Genomic DNA, 16976 nt, shown 5'->3' with positions numbered 1-16976 from the left:
AAATCCTACCTTTCAGACTTCAACTCCAAGATCGTATCCCTTATTTCAGCAGCACGTTCGAAGTCGAGTGCTTTTGCAGCTTCTTTCATCTCTTTCTCCAGAGTTACTAAAAGTGTCATTTTTTCGTCCTTCGTCAGTTTCTTGCCTTGTGTCACCTTTTCTAGATAAGTAATTGCTTCTTCAGATACGAGCGTTGCACGGATGACGTCGCGAATTTCTTTCTTGATAGTTGTCGGTGTTATGCCATGTTTCACGTTATATTCTCTTTGAATATCACGGCGTCGACGGGTTTCATCAATCGCTTTCGTCATGGAATCCGTCATTCGGTCGGCATACAGGATGACGTGACCATTCGAATTACGTGCTGCACGCCCCATCGTCTGGATGAGTGCACGCTCGGAACGAAGGAATCCTTCCTTATCCGCGTCTAGAATCACAACAAGTGATACTTCCGGAATATCGATTCCTTCTCTCAAAAGGTTAATGCCGATTAGCACGTCATATGTTCCAATTCTCAGTTCCCGAATGATTTCAATTCGTTCAAGCGTCTTGATCTCAGAATGAAGATACTGTACTTTTATACCAATTTCTTTTAGGTAGTCAGTTAAATCCTCTGACATTTTCTTCGTCAATGTCGTAATTAGTACCCGTTCGTTATTTTTCGTCCGTTCTCTAATTTGACCAATCAAGTCATCTATTTGTCCATTAATTGGACGGACTTCAATCGTCGGATCCAGTAGACCTGTTGGACGAATAATTTGTTGAATCATTTCGGGTGTATGTTCAATTTCGTAAGGACCGGGTGTTGCAGAAACATAAATAGCTTCATGTACATGACCTTCAAATTCCTGGAAAGTCAGCGGCCTGTTGTCAAGCGCTGAAGGTAAACGAAAACCATGTTCCACAAGTACTTTCTTCCTTGCCTGGTCACCGTTATACATTCCACGTATTTGAGGAAGTGAGACATGACTTTCATCTACAATGACTAGGAAATCATCTGGGAAATAGTCAAGGAGCGTGTAGGGTGTTGCCCCCGGCGGACGAAGTGTCAAATGGCGGGAATAGTTCTCTATACCAGAACAGAAGCCCATTTCCCTCATCATTTCAAGGTCATATCGCGTCCTCTGTTCAAGGCGCTGCGCTTCTAAAAGCTTATCTTGACTACGGAATTCTTTCAAACGTTCTTCTAGTTCTATTTCAATGTTTTCAATTGCCTTTACCATTTTGTCATCACCCGTAACGAAATGGGATGCTGGAAAAATGGCAACGTGTTCTCGTTCACCCAGGATTTCACCAGTAAGTGAATCCACTTCACGAATGCGTTCAATTTCATCGCCAAAAAACTCGATGCGGAGGCATTGTTCATCCTGTGAAGCTGGCAAAAGTTCGACAACATCGCCGCGCACCCTGAATGTACCGCGTGTAAAACTTACATCATTCCGTTCGTATTGAATATCTACAAATTTACGGAGCAATTCATTGCGTCCAATCTCCATTCCCGGTCGCAGCGATACTACATGTTCATTATATTCTGTCGGGGAACCGAGACCATAAATGCATGAGACGGAAGCGACGATTAGTACATCATTCCGTTCAAATAAGGAAGATGTAGCTGAGTGTCGCAACTTATCAATTTCATCGTTTATACTTGAGTCTTTTTCAATGAAGGTATCTGTATGAGCGATGTATGCTTCCGGCTGATAGTAATCATAGAAACTGACAAAGTACTCAACAGCGTTATCAGGGAAAAACTCTTTAAATTCACTATATAATTGACCAGCAAGTGTTTTGTTGTGGGCAATGACAAGTGTTGGTTTATTAATTTCTGTTAAGACGTTCGAGACTGTGAATGTTTTTCCGGTTCCAGTTGCACCGAGTAAAGTCTGGTGCTTCTCTCCCCGTTCATGACCCTCCAAAAGCTTCGCAATTGCATACGGCTGATCGCCTTGCGGAGTGTAAGGGGCTTGCAAATTAAATTTTTGGTTCATCGAAGTCACTCCCATATATACTACTTCTATCTTATCACTTTACCCATCTTTTGACGAGCAAAAAGCGAACATACGTTTTTTCAATGGATTTATTTTCTAATTAAAGCGAAAAAAACGCTGCATGTCTATTCAACATGTAGCGTCAACTCACTTTTCAATCATTCTCTTCAATTTTAACAAGTCTTTCTGAATACAATAAGAAGGCGCTTTCATCCCGACAATCGAGTGCTGCATCAATTAAAACCGCGAGTCGATACTTCGTCTGCTCCCTGTGTAAATGTTTTAAGAAAAGATCCAAATAAATTTCATTCAACAACTTTTCCGCTTGAAGCGAAGAACTGTTTTTTCCGACGGCCTTCAAAAACTCGGCATATGAATAGTTGTTCTCCATCGCTCTCACCCCTGATGCCTTTTATATAGTATATCTAATTTCAGAGAGAAGTTGCAAGGGTTTTTTGAATATTCTATTTTTATTCTTTCACAAAAGATTAATCCCGTCTGCAATTACTTACAAACGGGATGAATTGACCTTATTCGTCTTCCTTCTTTTCCCCAGTCAATCTAATAGTAGCTTCAGAAGTAATGAGAATGACAGCCCCTACTAGAAATGGTATTGTCGAGACTCCATAAAGGTATAGGGAAGCAACTATAACAACCGCTGCTTGAATCCATTGAACCGAACGAACGATTTTCCTAATTGAGCCAGGTCGCGTGTCTTCCTTCTCAGGAAACAGCATATCCATTCGGAAATCATCCCCCGCACGCAATGCATAAATAAGCTGAACTGCCGAGGCAAATGCAAGCGCCCCAGAGAAAATGAATACAACGATTGGGAATGGAATGAATATTGCACCAAGTGCTGAAATTACAGTCAACCTCACCCATAACCAAAAAATATCATCCGTTCGAATAAATGTACGCTTAATCAGGTAGGTCTGTGAAACACTCTTGCCGAAAGTGGGAGAACCTGTTATAAATCCAAGCCAACCTCTTCTACTAACGGATCCTTTCAGATGCGGAACGTCCGTAAAGTAGTTAGCGAACCGGTAAAACCGCATCATACGATTCTGTTCAAGTGAAATAAAGTGATCGTATGGGAAAGGCTTTACCATCCTCTTTTTCCGCCAGTAGAAATTGTACATTCCGATAAGGACTGCAATAACTGGAATGTAAAGGAAACTTCCCACAAGGAAAGCATAAATAAGTATTCCCGCCAATAAAAACCGCACGGCCCTGTCCAACCAGACCTTATCTCCTTCTAAAACATGTCTAAAATTATATTCCGACTCAACGAATGCCCACTTAATAAGCACTATGAAGATTGCGATGGCGATGAATTCTGTTTTCGTTCCAGTCCCCGTGGCAGAAAGTAACGGGAGTGCCACTATATAAAGAATAAAAGGCAATGGCAATTGTGAGAAAAAGCTCCAACTTAAAGATCGTTTTATATAAGAACCTAGTTTAATTTCTAGCGGCAAAAAGTATACTGTATCTGCCGGTTTCAAGAGTGTCACGGGTGGCGATATAGCAAGGACAGCACCAAGTAAGACAGCCGTCAGTAGAGCCGCTGGAAAGTCTGCTGGCACTTCTTTTAGCCACTCACTATACGTGTATCCCCCCGCTCCAATTGTAAAAACAAGAACAATTGCCAAGTGTCCCGTAAATACATACTTCAAATACTTTTGAAGTTCGGTTATATAATGGACGAACCGAGAACCCCATATTTCACGCAAATTGTTCATTGTCATGATCCTCTGTCATCGCAATATACAAGTCATCCAATGATGCTCCTGGTCGTCCGAATGCTTTTCTCAAGTCATCCATCGTCCCTTCCGCCCGCACTCGTCCTTCGTGCAGCAAAATGATCCTGTCGCAATGTTTTTCCGCGGTCGACAAAACATGGGTCGACATGAGGATGGAAGCCCCGTTTTCTGTTCTTTCCGTCATCTGTTCCAACAGAGATTTGATAGCAATCGGATCAAGACCTACAAATGGCTCATCAATAATATATAAAGAAGGATTAACGAGAAATGCACACATAATCATTACTTTTTGGCGCATCCCTTTTGAAAAATGTGCAGGAAACCAGTTTAAACGCTTCTCCATACGGAATTCTTTCAATAACTCACCCGAACGAGCATCAAACACTTCTTTATCAAGACCGTACGCCATTGCCGTTAACTCCAGATGCTCCTTGAGCGTCAACTCTTCATAAAGAATTGGCGTTTCTGGAATATAAGTGAACGCCTTTCTATACTTCTCGGAATCCTCGCTGAACGTCACCCCATTCACTCGGATTTCTCCGCTATGGGGATTCATCAATCCAATAATATGTTTAATAGTCGTACTTTTACCCGCCCCATTGAGCCCAATTAGACCTACTAGCTCACCTTGTCCGATGTTAAAGGATAAATCATGCAGGACAGGCTTGCGTGTATAGCCTCCTGATACGTCTTTCAATTCAAGAATTTCCATACCCAACCTCCATTCTTCAATTCATTTTAGCAAAATACTGTGCAAAAAGCTTTCTACTTCATGCAGCTGCTAGTTAAAAATATGCTACACTTGTCCCATTCATGAAAAGGAGTGACGAAATGACTGCATGTATTTTTTGTAAAATCATTGAAGGCACCATCCCTAGCGTCAAAATCTATGAAGATGAGCACGTAATCGCTTTCATGGATATTATGCCTGTAACGAAAGGGCATACCCTAATCATCCCTAAAACACATCGCGAAAACATCTATGATTTAACTTCGGAAGAAGCGGCCCAGCTGTTTTCGGTTGTTCCGAAAATTGCCAACGCACTAAAAGATGAATTCAAACCTTCAGGAATGAATTTACTCCAAAACAATGGTGCCCCCGCCGGTCAAGCCGTGTTTCACTTTCACTTGCACCTTATCCCTCGTTACGATGAAACGGATGGGTTCCAACCGACATTTGAGACAAATGAAGCAGAATCAGACAAAGAACGCATTCAGGAAATTGCACAAAGTATCCGTACAAAGTTGAGAAGTTAAGCTTGCAAAGTTTCTGAAAACAGTGTAATATTTGTAATAAGTTTTTCGTTGCCGATCATGAGGATACGTCAAGAAAAACTAAAATACTAGATGAGCCGAGGAGAGATTAGAAATGAAAACAAAAAATCTTGTGTTGATGTCATTATTGACTGCTGTAGGTACTGCATTATATTTAATCATTCCCCCAATTGCCGGTGGAATGAAGCCTGATTTCATGCTAACAATGATGTTTATTGGCATATTGTTATTTCCGGAAGTACGTAGTGTATTTTTACTAGGAATGACAAATGGTATCCTATCTGGAATGTTTTCATCCCTTCCAGGAAGTCTAATCCCGAATGTTATCGATAAATTAGTAACTGCATTTGTAGTCTATTTGGTTATTATCGCCTTCAAAAAGATTGCTAGCAACCTAGCAGCTGCTACTGTCGTTGCAGGGCTCGGTACATTATTATCAGGAACTATTTTCCTTTCAGTCGCAATTTTCATATTCAACATAAATCTTCCATTTTCAGTTTTATTCCTCACAGTTGTACTTCCAGCTGTTGCAATGAACGCAGTTGCCTTTTTCTTGATCTATCCAATCGTTACAAACTTGGTAAAACGATCTTCGTTCAAAACTGCATTATCCAATTAAAATGACTACTCAAGCTTTCCGTCTACAAGTGGAAAGCTTTTTTTGATTGCTCAGAAACCTTATAAGTGTTTTAATTAAACTATAGCAAGGAATACTATTCATATACAGGAAGGAGTGCATTTTAGAATGAAAGCATCTACATTTTTCACCGGACTAGCAGCAGGTTCAGTCGCGGCTGCGGTTACGGTATTATATTCAACACCGCAATCAGGAAGACAACTACGAACATCTGTAAAAAGCGCTTCCAGCGACATGAAAGAGATGTTTAAAGACGTAAAAGTTAAAGTTGCTGATTTAAAAGAATCCATTTCACATTTGAAGAAAGAATCACGTGAAACTGTTCCCTCTGCAATTGAAGGGATAAATGATTCTGTTGAAAAATGGCAACAGTCTACTGAGCCAAATAGAGAACGGATGGAGAAAGAAATTGCCGCAATCCAAACCGCTCTTGAAGAACTCGAACAGACTATCGCGGCACAACAAAAATAAATTCAAATCCAATAATGCAGTCAGATTCTCACTTGAAGACTACGCTTTGCAGGTCTTTTTCGTGTGATTGTGACTGCGTTTTTTTCTTTCTACTTCTATTTCCCACCTAAATTATTATCAAATTAAAAGTTTTTTTGCAATTCTTACTTTTTTCTTCTTTGCTTTCCTGCTATAATAAAAAGAAGCGTAAAAAATAGGAAGTAGGTGTTACCATGGCAGATCAAAGATATTCACCAAAAGAAGCAATGATTTTCAGTCAAAGGGTTGCGCAGATGTCAAAAGCACTTTGGAAAGCTGTTGAAAAAGATTGGCAACAGTGGATAAAACCTTATGACTTGAATATTAATGAACATCATATTTTATGGATTTCCTACCATCTTCAAGGAGCTACAATTTCCGATATAGCTAAATTTGGAGTTATGCATGTATCGACCGCATTCAACTTTTCGAAGAAGTTAGAAACACGGGGTTATTTACGCTTTTATAAAAAAGACGATGACCGACGTAATACATATGTAGCAGTGACAGATGAAGGTGAAAGACTCATGCTCGAAATGAACGAAAACTACTATAACACCAACCATGGTATTTTGGAGGGCTCTCTGCCGATAAAAAATCTTTACGGCAAATTCCCGGAATTCCTGGAGGTCATGTCTGTGGTTAAAAATATTTATGGTGAGGATTTCATGGAAATTTTTGAACGCGGTTTTGAAAATATTAAAGATGCTTATGATGATTCCACAGGCGAAATGATTGCAGTTAGTCAAACAAAGGATTCCGAAGAATCTAAAAGCCCAGTATTTTCCTCAGAGGAAAATTAATTTCATTTTATACTCACTTCTGCTATGATTACCTTGGTACGTTAAAGGGGAGGAATAGATTTGATCCTATTTATCACAATTCTGTTCTCATTATTCTATCTGTTTCAGATCAATAAAATGACATATGCGCTTTGCGAGTCCAAAGAGATTCCTGAGGAAAAGCAACCGAAAATATACACGACCGTAAACGTTCTTGTAACAATACTGATTGTGTCATTTTACCTAGAAATTCTGTTACAAGTATAAAAAAAGTCCACTCCCTTTTGTACGGGAATGGACTTTTTTCATTTTGAAGCTTCTGACACTAGCGATTTAACGCTTTTCTCATCTTAGTAAACGAAGGCTGCACCGACAATGATTAGTAAGATGAACAATACAACAATCAACGCAAAGCCCGAAGAACCCTGGTTATATCCGCTCATAAGAGCACCCCCTCTCTCTCTATGTATCCTATGCGGAATCATTGAGCCTTTGTAGGCAGATTATCCGAGGGGAACCTTTTTGTTTTAGAATCGTTTTATGATATAATATCTACTGTTGCACATAAAAGTTAGGGGAGATTTCAAAATGAAAAAAACTGTTTTAGCACTTACAATGGCTGCATCCGTTCTTGTACTTTCAGCATGTAGTGACAAGAATACTGATGAGGAAATCATTGCTACTTCTAATAATGGCGATATTACAAAAGCAGATTTATATGATGAAATGAAAGATGCAATTGGAATCCGAGTTGTTGAAAACCTAATTCTCCAACAAGCGATTGAAAGTGAATATAAAGTTTCAGATGAAGAAGTAAAAGAAGCGATTGCATCACAGAAAGAACAATATGGTGATAGCTTTGAAATGTACCTATTGCAAAATGGCATGACAGAAGAGTTCTTCGATAAAAATGTTAAATCCCAATTGATTCAACAAAAAATGATTGAATCCATTGAAGTAAGTGATGAAGAAATCAATGAAGGTATTGCTAACAAGAAAAAAGAAGTCAATGCACGTCATATTTTAGTAAAAGATAAAAAGACGGCAGACGAAGTTCTTGTTAAATTGAAAGACGGCGGTGATTTCGCGGAACTTGCGAAAGAATACTCCACAGAAGAAGTTGCACAAGAAACAGGTGGCGATTTAGGTTGGTTCGGACCTGGTAAAATGGTACCTGAATTTGAAGAAGCCGCATTTGCACTTAAAAAAGGCGAAATCAGTGAGCCTGTAAAATCAAGCTTCGGTTTCCATATCATTGAACTAGTTGACACACGTGAAGCTAAACTTGAGCAAACAGATGAAGAACTCAAGGCAGAAGTCACGGACGGTCTCAAGAAAGTTAAATTCGAAGAGAAACTTGTCAAGCTGTTAAAAGACTCGGAAATCGATATTAAATCGGAAGAGTTTAAAGATGCGCTTGAAGGTTACCTTCCAGCTGAAGAAGAAGCAAAAACTGACAAGAAATAATACGTTAGTTAAAGTCTCTCGGATGGCTTTCAAATAAAGGCATTCGCAACTTTTCATAATTTCATACCCAATGAAAAAAGCTGTCTCCGTATGTGGGAGACAGCTTTTTTCTATACTCATTAGTCAATCGTTGGTTTATAAAACGAACGGTTGTCGAGTGGGAATATTCTTTCAGTGAATTCACCTGGAGCCGTCTTGCCTAATGCACGATTCAACATATTCATCTTCGCGTCAATGTTATCAATATAATGAAGAATTTCTGCCTCTTTCAGCATTGGCCGTTTCGGGCTTCCCCATTCTTCTTTACCATGATGGGATAGAACCATATGTTGGAGCAACATTACTTCTTCCCCAGCTATTTCAAGTTCGTCCGCCGCTTTTGAAATTTCAGTGACCATGATTGTTATATGGCCAAGAAGATTTCCTTCAATTGTATATTGTGTTGCAATCGGCCCAGAAAGTTCAATTACTTTCCCTATGTCATGCAATATAATTCCTGCATACAATAAATCTTTATTAAGCGTTGGATATAAATCTGCCATCGCTTTTCCAAGTTTCAGCATGGAGACGACATGATCAATTAGACCGGAAACATAGTCATGATGATTTCTAGTTGCGGCAGGATATGTCATGAAAGCAGTCTGATGCTTTTTCAGTAAATGTCGTGTAATTCGTTGAATTTGCGGGTTTTGCATTTCAAAAAAATACTGCATCAATTCTTCGTAGAGTACTTCTTTACTTGTTTCTGATGACGGGACTAAGTCTGCAATCGATACGCCTTCATCTTCTTTAATAGGACGTATACTTTTGATACGCAGCTGGTTTTTCCCACGATATTCGTGCACTTCACCGCCAACTTTTACAATTGACGCTGCGGCATACGTTTTAGCATGTTCTTCAGTCGTATCCCATAATTTTGCTTCGATATCACCGCTCTTATCTTGTAAAATGAGTGTCATGAACGGACTTCCTTGCGTTGTGACTCCTTTTGTAGATTGTTTAATAAGCAAGAAAAGATCCAGTGGTTCTCCAGTTTTATATTCTGCAATTTTCTTCATAAGACGCTCACTCCCTGTGCGCTCCCGATATCGGAAACGTTTAATATTGTTGCATCCCGCCATTTATCCTTCATCGCTTCGTGGCATGTGAAATAAATGAACTGATGCTTGTTTTGAAGATTGTCCAATAGTTTAATCATACGCGAAAGTCGCTCTCCGTCAAAGTGAACGAACGGATCGTCCATCATTATTGGAAAAGGAGCAGTAACTAGCATTGATTCCGCCAGGGCTAATCGAAGAGATATGTATGCCTGCTCTTTTGTCGCTTGGCTAAGCTCCACAATCGGGTAGCGCATCCCATCCTTCGATAAAACTTCAAAATGCCCAGACTCCGTTACGGTTAGCGATTCATAGTTCCCTCCCGTTAACTCGCAGAACAATTGCTCCGCTACTTCAAGCACTTTAGGCAGCTTTTTTTCTTTCAAATCGAACATCGTACGTTTGATGGCTTCCGAAATCGCTTTGCGTTCAGACCACTTTCGAGAAAGGTCCGTAAGTTCCGATTTTTTCATTTCAAAGAGTTGCAGTTTATGGCTGTAGTTTTCGTCAGTTAAAAGCTGTTCCGTTTTATTGATAAGTGTAGCCTTCTCATTAACAAGAACACTCAACTCCTCATCGATAGATGATTGTGCTGCCGTATTAGACTCCGCTTTTGTTGTCAGGTCCTCTACAGTAGTTACTTCGCTAGGAAGTTCTAGAGGTCCGTGGGTCGCCAATTGCGCCTTTACATCTTCTAGCTGTCCTTGTAACTGAAGTGATTCCTGGTGCATGTCATATGCGTTGTAAAACGCTTCTTCCGTGTCCGTTTTTGCTTCAGCCAGCAAATCCTGCACCTTTCCTTGCAATGAGCCTGCAAGAGCCGACATATCTTTTAACTCCGTTCCTTTGCGTTCCTGGTTGGACTTCAATGACTTCATTGTTTCCGCCCGTTCCTTCAGTTGAATAAGGTCTCTTCTCAAAATCTCATAAATCGCTTCTTGGGGTACTGCTTTCTGCAATGCTCTTTCAACTGCGTCTACTCTTTCCGTCATATGTTGTCGTGTCATTTGTCGCCGTAAGTCAGCATCATTCAAATCTCGGTTAACCTCTTGAACTTCCCGTATCATCCGGAATAATTCCGGGACAATTCCGGTTGATGGCATTTCCTTGAAACCGTATAGCTGTAAAAATTCTGCAAGTTCTAACTCAATTTGCTTTCTAATGGTATATGCATTGTCTAGTTCGATTTTCAGTGTATGATGCTTTTTTTTAAGCGCTATTAATGCTTCTTTCAACTCTACTGACTTTCGCTTATACATAAGGATACGCTCTGTGAGTTCTTCCATCTGCCACTCGTTTCCATCATATGCAGCAATTACACTTTCCATCTCCTGTTGCTTTGAAGTGTTTGAAGTCTGAGTTTCTTTTTTTGAATATAAAAAGAATCCTAGTCCTGCAACAAGAACCCCAGCCACACTAATGATCCATTCTTTTTGGACGAGACCAAAGATGATGAAAACGAAAGCAAGTAAGAACAGAAGTATAGGTACTACTAACACTTTCTGTTCAACAGGTCTCCCTCCTAGTAAGATGTATGCTTTCGCTTCAGCAAGTTGCTGGCGTATTCTTGGCCAGTTTTGTACACGTCCTAATTCCTCCTCAGAAGGCGCATGACGTTCACTATCACTAATTTCAGATTCTTTATCCGACAACTCATTTTCTAGTTGCACAAGCTGACGATTTATATACCCAATTTGCTGATCACTATCAGCTAGGCCGTGGATAATTTTGTGCATCTGTTCTTCCTTTTGAATTGAAACATCTGCCTGGAATAGAGATTGCTCCGCTTCAACTTCCCTGACACCTAGTCTGTCGAGTAGACGTCTTTTTAAACTGGTTAACTGACTCACTTCGTCATCTGCAGCAGCAACCGTAGTTTGCCATCTATGCCACTCAGATTCTTTGGCCAGCAAAACTTCAAGTTCAGTGATGGATTCAGACTCCTGTTTTTCAGGCATGCGTGCCGCCACGATTGCCAATTCTTCTTCCAATCGTTCTATAGACGCTTCGACTTCTGTCAGCTTTCCGACCAGTGTTTCATAACGTCTTATACCCTCTGAAGGAAAGGTTGCGTTACCAAATTGTGAAAGTCGCGCTTCAATAGCTCGTTTTCTTTGAAGGAGGGGGAGCAGTAAACGCATAACAGCAAGCCTCTGTGCATTTTGTGACAGTACTTTTTCCTGACTTTGTAACTTAGCTAGACGTTCATCAATTTCCTGGATTCGTTCAATCGAAGGTGCATACTCACCTATTTTTTCCTGTTCTTTCTTCAGTTCGATTTCCAAGTCTCGAAGTTCCGCAATTTTAACGTTCATTTGTGGAATTCTACCTGTCTTTTTAAATAACTCCCCCAACTCTTTGTCCATTCGGCCACCAAGCCGCAATAAGGAGTCAACTCCAGTTGTCCCCGACGCAAGAAGAGTTCGGCTTAACTCGTCTTCATCCATTTTCTCGAATCCCTGCAACTGTAAGAGAGAGAACGAAAAGATAGACTCAAATGAAGCTCGGTCGTACTGCCGAAGGAGCATTTTCAACTCCTCGTCTCCGCCCTTCGTTCCATCTTCAAAATAAACAGTGACATCACCAGCAGATTTCCCGCGGATACGCTCGACGATGCATTTTCCATAGATATCATCTAATAGATGCACTTGACCGCCGTACTTACCGCCCGATTTCGGTTCGTAGCGTAAGAGCACATTGTTTTTCAGTGGGAACCCAAATAAGATATGAAGGATAAACTGCTGAATCGTCGTTTTTCCAGCTTCATTCAATCCATAAAACACAGTAGTGCCTGGACCAAAATCTACAACGACATTTTCGTGTTTGCCAAATCCAAAAATGTTCAGTCTTTCAATTTTCATATAAACACCTCATTCCATTTCTGACATTTCTGCCGCAAGCAATGCATTGGCCCCAGCTTTTACTTCCTCTATTTCACCATCAGTTAAAATTTCAAGATATTTGACACCCCGTGCGTGCTGATAGACGTCTTTTAAAACATCCTTCCAGTCATCAACCGTCCAGTCGTCCATTAATCCTACAACAGACTGTACAAGCGCACTTGAAGCCGTTGTGAGATTCAACTGTCTGGCAAATGAAATCTTCTGTATCCAGACGTACGGTTCGTTATCCCCGACAAAATCGCGTAGAACTTCGAGCCATTCTTCTTCAGGTGATTGGTCGAAAAGAATTACGGACTCACTATCGATATCAATCATCAATAGTTCCACAATGCCCGCTCCATTCTGTTGTCGGAATAACTCAAGCGCTTTCGAACAAGCTGACAGCCATTCATTGGCATGACTCATTCCGGCACACGACACTTCTAATCTGCCAAATACAATCGCTGACGCCTCGATAAAATGAAGTGAGGATTCTGTTTTCGAAAGTTCGACTTCATAAAAACCTTTTTTACCTTGTTCGTTGCGATGACGCCCCTGCAAGTTTCCAGGGTAGACGATAGGAGGGGCATTATGTAACTGTTGCCGTAGATGAATGTGCCCAAGAGCCCAGTAATCATAGTGCTTGGCAAGTAAATCACTTTTTGTAAAGGGCGCATAGACTGCATGTGTTTCATCTCCCGCTAAACTGCCATGCAGCATACCGATATGAAATGGTTCATGATTTTCAGCAACGGGATAACGGTCAATCACCTTATCACGAATATGCCTTTCTTTATAGCTAAAACCATGAATTACAATGTCTTGTCCTTTCACCGTGAGTTGAACCGATTCAACCTCCTCAGTAAAAACATGGGTATTTGGCGGCAAGTCAAATCGAGTCCATCTTCCACCAAGGTGATCATGGTTCCCGTGCGATATAAATACGGGAATACCCACCGCATCCAATTTCTTCATTCCTTCGTGAAATTTCATCTGTGCTCGTAAACTACGATTTTCACCATCATAAATATCACCCACGATTAAAACAAAATCTGGTTTCGTTTCTACCGCATGATCAATCAATTTTTTGAATGCGGAAAAAGTACTCTCGCGTACTTGAGTCAAATGATTTTCCGCAAGTCCTGTCATACCTTTAAAAGGGCTATCGAGATGCAAATCAGCCGTGTGGATAAATCGAATTGTTGACAAATGAAACACCTCCTTAATTCAACGAATACTTGTTCTAATTTTACCATATATAAAAAGAATCCGTGAATGAAAGTCTACATGTCTACTTAAATCTCTCATTAACAAAAAAGTTGCAGGTCAAATCAATATGACCCACAACTTACATTGAACCTATTATTCCTTACCGAGTTGGATTGCTTTTTTAATATCCTTCAATGAACGTGACGGACCGTACATCAGAACACCGCCTCGGTAAACGCGTGCGCCGAAGAAGCCAAGAAGGAAAATCGTCACAAGCATAATTCCAATTGCTAATAGCGGTTCCCATACTGGTAATTCAAGCATACCGACGCGTAAGAACATAACAAGTGGAGCAAAGAATGGGAAGAAGGAAGCATATTTTATATACGCCATCTCAGGATTCCCAAGTCCCGTTGCTGCAATCATGAACCCTGCCACAATTAACAGTGTCATGGGCATGATGATTTGCTGGACATCTTCCGTACGACTTACCAAAGACCCTAGAAGAGCCGCTAACGTCGCATAGAGGAAGTATCCTAACAGGAAGAAGATAACTGCATAAACAAGCGTACCGATATTCATATTTGAAAAGCCGAAAACAGAAAATAACCCATCTGCCATTTCAGAAGTTGTTGTTTTCAAAGCAATGAATCCTGCTAATCCAAGCAGCACCATTTGCAAAAGACCGAGTGACCCTATCCCTGCAACTTTTGCAAACATATGTTTAACCGGTGAAACACTAGAGATTAGTATTTCCATAACACGTGACGATTTTTCTGTTGCCACTTCAGTAGCAATCATGCTCGCATAGACAATGACCGCAAAATAAATTAAAAACATCAATACATAGACGAGACCGCGCGCCTGGCTTAGCTCTTCTTCAGATTTCGCTGAAGGAGATACCGATTGCTGTTCAAACTGTATAGGGGCAAACAACGTCTGAACTTGTTCACCGGACAATGAGAGCTCTTGCGCTTTCATCTCCGTCTGAATTGATTGGAGTGCATCTTGCAACATCATCGGAAGGTCAAATTCCATGGCACTCATCGATGAATAACTTGCTTGAATCGTATTACTATCGTTCAGGTCAAGCGTCAAAAAAGAATCAATTTCCCCTTCTTTTACCTGAGCTGTCAGACTCTCTTCCGACTTTGTGGAGACTTCCATCTTAATATCTGAGTCATTCGCATCGAACTGCAGTTTCAGTCGATCCGCAAGTACCCCACTGTTATCGACAACTTGCAACACTTCCGTTGATTCACTGTCTCCACCAGTCATGCTATTAACCTTATCGATGATTTTTCCCATATTTGCAAAAAGAAATACTGCAGCAATCATGATGGTCGTTGTGATAACGAATGATTTTGTTTTCGCTTTCGTCATGAAAGCCTGCTTAAAGATGATCATAAATTCACGCATGTTGTTTTCCCACCTTTTCGATGAAAATGTCCTGCAGCGACGGCTCTTCAATTGCAAAGTGGCGAATTGGTCCGGATTTCAAAGCCTCTGTCAGGAGATTGTCCGCAACCATTTCGGATTCCACTTGGTAAAGCGCGCCTTCTATGGATTTATGTACGGATGTTACACCTGCAATTGAGTCCAAAAGCGATAAGTCATTGTCTGAATTTATACGTACATTCTGCTTTCCAAATGATCGTTTTACATCACGCAGAGTGCCACTTACAATTTGTTTCCCTTTATCAATAATACTTAGTTGCTCACATAATTCTTCAACGTGATCCATTCGGTGACTCGAGAAAACAATCGTCGCGCCTTCGTTTCTAAATTCTATTATTGCTTTTTTCAGCATTTCAACGTTAACGGGATCCAAACCTGAAAATGGTTCATCAAGGATTAACAGCTGAGGATTATGCATGAGAGAAGCCACTACTTGTATCTTTTGCTGATTTCCCTTGGATAACTCTTCAACTTTTTTATTGGTATAATGCGTAATTTCCATTCGCTCCAGCCATTTATTCATTGCTGCTTTGGCATCCGACTTTTTCATCCCGCGCAATTGGGCTAGAAAAATGAGTTGTTCTTCCACTTTCATTTTAGGATAAAGCCCACGTTCTTCAGGCAAATAACCGATCTCAGGACTTGTTGCATAGGAAATCGGTTTCCCGTTCCAGGTTATCCGTCCTTCATTGGCGTTCAATAAACCAAGAATCATCCGAAATGTTGTCGTCTTGCCCGCTCCATTCGCCCCTAGAAACCCGTACATCGTTCCTTTGCCGACGGAGAGTGTTAAATCATCTACTGCAGTGAAATCCCCAAACCGTTTTGTTACATTTTCAAGTAATAATGACATCTTATTGCTCCTTTCATCTTCCCTATTGTTAACTATACGTATCTAGTACGCCGAAGTTTCAATTTAATTACTTTTGTTAAAAATCAGTTTCACTATACGAAGTGTTCAATTCAAATTTCTTTTCCGATTTTTTAGTAGTATAATGAAGGTAATTAGAATGGAAAGGATGAATTAGGTGAGGACATATAAATTGACAGCTTTCGAACCAACAGGGGAATTAATTATTGAAGAAACATTCATGTCTGATACAGACGATGAAGCTAAAGAAAAAGGACAAGTAATACTAGAAGAGAAAAGCCTTTTAGAAAAAACACACCGCCTCGCATCTCCTGCAGGTAAGTTACTATTATTCCATTCATGACAAATAGCACTTCTAAGTAGTTTTAACTTCTTAGATGTGCGTATGATTGAAGCAATCATATTTGGTTTAAGCCGAAGTCATTCTATAATAGAAGTAAATATTTATTGCTCAAACCTATAAAAGTGAGGTGCGTAAAATGGAAATCGCATTAATAGCACATGATGAAAAGAAAAATGAAATGGTGAATTTTACGATTGCTTATGAACATATCTTTTCGAAACATACTTTATTCGCAACTGGGACAACTGGAAAAAGAATTATGGAAGAGACCGATTTAGTTGTCACACGATTAAACTCAGGACCTTTAGGAGGAGACCAGCAAATCGGCGCAATGGTTGCGACAGGCGAGCTGGATCTAATCTTATTTTTCCGCGACCCCCTGTTTGCACAGCCTCATGAACCAGACGTCAGTGCATTGTTGCGTCTGTGCGACGTTTACGGAATTCCACTCGCTACAAATATCGCAACAGCTGAGCTTCTGATTCGCTCTGTTGAAGAAGGCTATTTTTCATGGCGTGAAGTGACTGATAAATACAAGTAAGTTGTTGAGTATAAACAAATCTCTGCGTCTGAGAATGAAAATGTGGCCTTAAGTAATTGATCCAACACTGGGCACCGCGTGTATAGTTGTCTTTGAATCGCTTTGGATCGAACAACTTCTATACCCTCATCGAGATGTTTTAATAAGTAGGGATGCGACTTCGTCGCATCCCTA

General features: G+C 40.4%; 17 protein-coding genes and 1 pseudogene. 8 read left to right on the top strand and 10 right to left on the bottom strand.

Annotation, left to right across the window (positions count from 1 at the left end):
* Positions 1 to 5 precede the first annotated feature (5 nt).
* The 4 genes from uvrB to AC25Y6_RS05930 form a co-directional block, all read right to left on the bottom strand.
* Positions 6 to 1988, bottom strand: a complete 1983-nt coding sequence (gene uvrB, locus AC25Y6_RS05945) for an excinuclease ABC subunit UvrB (protein WP_482106250.1) — start codon at positions 1986 to 1988, stop codon at positions 6 to 8.
* A 154-nt stretch (positions 1989 to 2142) separates the two neighbouring features.
* Positions 2143 to 2379: an IDEAL domain-containing protein gene (locus tag AC25Y6_RS05940; protein ID WP_482103283.1), complete on the bottom strand. Its 237-nt coding sequence runs from the start codon at positions 2377 to 2379 to the stop codon at positions 2143 to 2145.
* A gap of 139 nt (positions 2380 to 2518) precedes the next feature.
* Positions 2519 to 3730 (bottom strand): ABC transporter permease, encoded by a 1212-nt coding sequence (locus tag AC25Y6_RS05935; RefSeq protein ID WP_488142334.1) that lies wholly within the window; start codon positions 3728 to 3730, stop codon positions 2519 to 2521.
* Positions 3714 to 4463, bottom strand: a complete 750-nt coding sequence (locus AC25Y6_RS05930) for an ABC transporter ATP-binding protein (protein ID WP_482106252.1) — start codon at positions 4461 to 4463, stop codon at positions 3714 to 3716. Before AC25Y6_RS05930 ends, AC25Y6_RS05935 begins: the two co-directional genes overlap by 17 nt.
* 119 nt (positions 4464 to 4582) lie before the next feature.
* Between AC25Y6_RS05930 and AC25Y6_RS05925 the strand changes: the two genes are divergently transcribed.
* The 5 genes and pseudogenes from AC25Y6_RS05925 (at position 4583) to AC25Y6_RS05905 (ending at position 7201) form a co-directional block, all read left to right on the top strand.
* Positions 4583 to 5008, top strand: a complete 426-nt coding sequence (locus AC25Y6_RS05925) for an HIT family protein (RefSeq protein WP_482103280.1) — start codon at positions 4583 to 4585, stop codon at positions 5006 to 5008.
* A 112-nt stretch (positions 5009 to 5120) separates the two neighbouring features.
* On the top strand, positions 5121 to 5645 hold the full coding sequence (locus tag AC25Y6_RS05920; RefSeq protein WP_482103279.1) for a tryptophan transporter: 525 nt from the start codon (positions 5121 to 5123) through the stop codon (positions 5643 to 5645).
* Positions 5646 to 5771: 126 nt separating this feature from the next.
* Positions 5772 to 6134 (top strand): YtxH domain-containing protein, encoded by a 363-nt coding sequence (locus tag AC25Y6_RS05915; protein ID WP_482103278.1) that lies wholly within the window; start codon positions 5772 to 5774, stop codon positions 6132 to 6134.
* 212 nt (positions 6135 to 6346) lie between these two features.
* Positions 6347 to 6854: pseudogene (locus AC25Y6_RS05910) on the top strand (HTH-type transcriptional regulator Hpr); the annotation flags it as partial.
* A gap of 161 nt (positions 6855 to 7015) precedes the next feature.
* On the top strand, positions 7016 to 7201 hold the full coding sequence (locus tag AC25Y6_RS05905; protein ID WP_482103277.1) for a hypothetical protein: 186 nt from the start codon (positions 7016 to 7018) through the stop codon (positions 7199 to 7201).
* A gap of 83 nt (positions 7202 to 7284) precedes the next feature.
* Here the strand turns inward: AC25Y6_RS05905 and AC25Y6_RS05900 are convergent, their stop codons facing one another.
* Entirely contained in the window at positions 7285 to 7377 is a 93-nt protein-coding gene (locus tag AC25Y6_RS05900; protein WP_179393195.1) for a YjcZ family sporulation protein, read from the bottom strand.
* A 145-nt stretch (positions 7378 to 7522) separates the two neighbouring features.
* Between AC25Y6_RS05900 and AC25Y6_RS05895 the strand changes: the two genes are divergently transcribed.
* Entirely contained in the window at positions 7523 to 8401 is an 879-nt protein-coding gene (locus tag AC25Y6_RS05895; protein ID WP_482106254.1) for a peptidylprolyl isomerase, read from the top strand.
* Positions 8402 to 8520: 119 nt separating this feature from the next.
* Here AC25Y6_RS05895 and yhaM read toward each other — a convergent pair whose 3' ends face one another.
* From yhaM to AC25Y6_RS05870, 5 genes are all read right to left on the bottom strand, one after another.
* Positions 8521 to 9459 (bottom strand): 3'-5' exoribonuclease YhaM, encoded by a 939-nt coding sequence (gene yhaM / locus AC25Y6_RS05890; RefSeq protein WP_482103275.1) that lies wholly within the window; start codon positions 9457 to 9459, stop codon positions 8521 to 8523.
* Positions 9456 to 12359: an ATP-binding protein gene (locus AC25Y6_RS05885; RefSeq protein ID WP_488142333.1), complete on the bottom strand. Its 2904-nt coding sequence runs from the start codon at positions 12357 to 12359 to the stop codon at positions 9456 to 9458. Before AC25Y6_RS05885 ends, yhaM begins: the two co-directional genes overlap by 4 nt.
* Before the next feature lie 9 nt (positions 12360 to 12368).
* On the bottom strand, positions 12369 to 13589 hold the full coding sequence (locus AC25Y6_RS05880) for a metallophosphoesterase family protein (protein WP_488142332.1): 1221 nt from the start codon (positions 13587 to 13589) through the stop codon (positions 12369 to 12371).
* Positions 13590 to 13742: 153 nt separating this feature from the next.
* The gene (locus tag AC25Y6_RS05875; RefSeq protein ID WP_482103272.1) at positions 13743 to 15008 is read right to left on the bottom strand and encodes an ABC transporter permease; all 1266 of its coding nucleotides are present in this window, start codon (positions 15006 to 15008) and stop codon (positions 13743 to 13745) included.
* Positions 15001 to 15900, bottom strand: coding sequence for an ABC transporter ATP-binding protein (locus AC25Y6_RS05870; protein WP_482106258.1), 900 nt, complete (start codon positions 15898 to 15900; stop codon positions 15001 to 15003). Before AC25Y6_RS05870 ends, AC25Y6_RS05875 begins: the two co-directional genes overlap by 8 nt.
* Positions 15901 to 16075: 175 nt before the next feature.
* Between AC25Y6_RS05870 and AC25Y6_RS05865 the strand changes: the two genes are divergently transcribed.
* Complete coding sequence (locus AC25Y6_RS05865) at positions 16076 to 16261, top strand: YhzD family protein (protein WP_482103270.1); 186 nt, start codon at positions 16076 to 16078, stop codon at positions 16259 to 16261.
* 136 nt (positions 16262 to 16397) lie between these two features.
* Entirely contained in the window at positions 16398 to 16802 is a 405-nt protein-coding gene (gene mgsA, locus AC25Y6_RS05860; protein WP_482103269.1) for a methylglyoxal synthase, read from the top strand.
* Positions 16803 to 16976 lie beyond the last annotated feature (174 nt).

It is taken from the genome of Sporosarcina sp. Y1004, from assembly GCF_057669665.1.
This window is presented reverse-complemented; position numbering and strand designations above follow the sequence as displayed.

What these genes read in the sequence shown, in the direction of transcription:
- AC25Y6_RS05925 (WP_482103280.1), top strand. Translation starts at nt 4,583, where the DNA reads ATGACTGCATGTATTTTTTGTAAAATCATTGAAGGCACCATCCCTAGC.
- AC25Y6_RS05930 (WP_482106252.1), bottom strand. Translation starts at nt 4,463, where the DNA reads ATGGAAATTCTTGAATTGAAAGACGTATCAGGAGGCTATACACGCAAG.
- mgsA (WP_482103269.1), top strand. Translation starts at nt 16,398, where the DNA reads ATGGAAATCGCATTAATAGCACATGATGAAAAGAAAAATGAAATGGTG.
- AC25Y6_RS05885 (WP_488142333.1), bottom strand. Translation starts at nt 12,359, where the DNA reads ATGAAAATTGAAAGACTGAACATTTTTGGATTTGGCAAACACGAAAAT.
- AC25Y6_RS05895 (WP_482106254.1), top strand. Translation starts at nt 7,523, where the DNA reads ATGAAAAAAACTGTTTTAGCACTTACAATGGCTGCATCCGTTCTTGTA.
- AC25Y6_RS05900 (WP_179393195.1), bottom strand. Translation starts at nt 7,377, where the DNA reads ATGAGCGGATATAACCAGGGTTCTTCGGGCTTTGCGTTGATTGTTGTA.
- AC25Y6_RS05935 (WP_488142334.1), bottom strand. Translation starts at nt 3,730, where the DNA reads ATGAACAATTTGCGTGAAATATGGGGTTCTCGGTTCGTCCATTATATA.
- AC25Y6_RS05940 (WP_482103283.1), bottom strand. Translation starts at nt 2,379, where the DNA reads ATGGAGAACAACTATTCATATGCCGAGTTTTTGAAGGCCGTCGGAAAA.
- yhaM (WP_482103275.1), bottom strand. Translation starts at nt 9,459, where the DNA reads ATGAAGAAAATTGCAGAATATAAAACTGGAGAACCACTGGATCTTTTC.
- AC25Y6_RS05870 (WP_482106258.1), bottom strand. Translation starts at nt 15,900, where the DNA reads ATGTCATTATTACTTGAAAATGTAACAAAACGGTTTGGGGATTTCACT.
- uvrB (WP_482106250.1), bottom strand. Translation starts at nt 1,988, where the DNA reads ATGAACCAAAAATTTAATTTGCAAGCCCCTTACACTCCGCAAGGCGAT.
- AC25Y6_RS05920 (WP_482103279.1), top strand. Translation starts at nt 5,121, where the DNA reads ATGAAAACAAAAAATCTTGTGTTGATGTCATTATTGACTGCTGTAGGT.
- AC25Y6_RS05875 (WP_482103272.1), bottom strand. Translation starts at nt 15,008, where the DNA reads ATGCGTGAATTTATGATCATCTTTAAGCAGGCTTTCATGACGAAAGCG.
- AC25Y6_RS05915 (WP_482103278.1), top strand. Translation starts at nt 5,772, where the DNA reads ATGAAAGCATCTACATTTTTCACCGGACTAGCAGCAGGTTCAGTCGCG.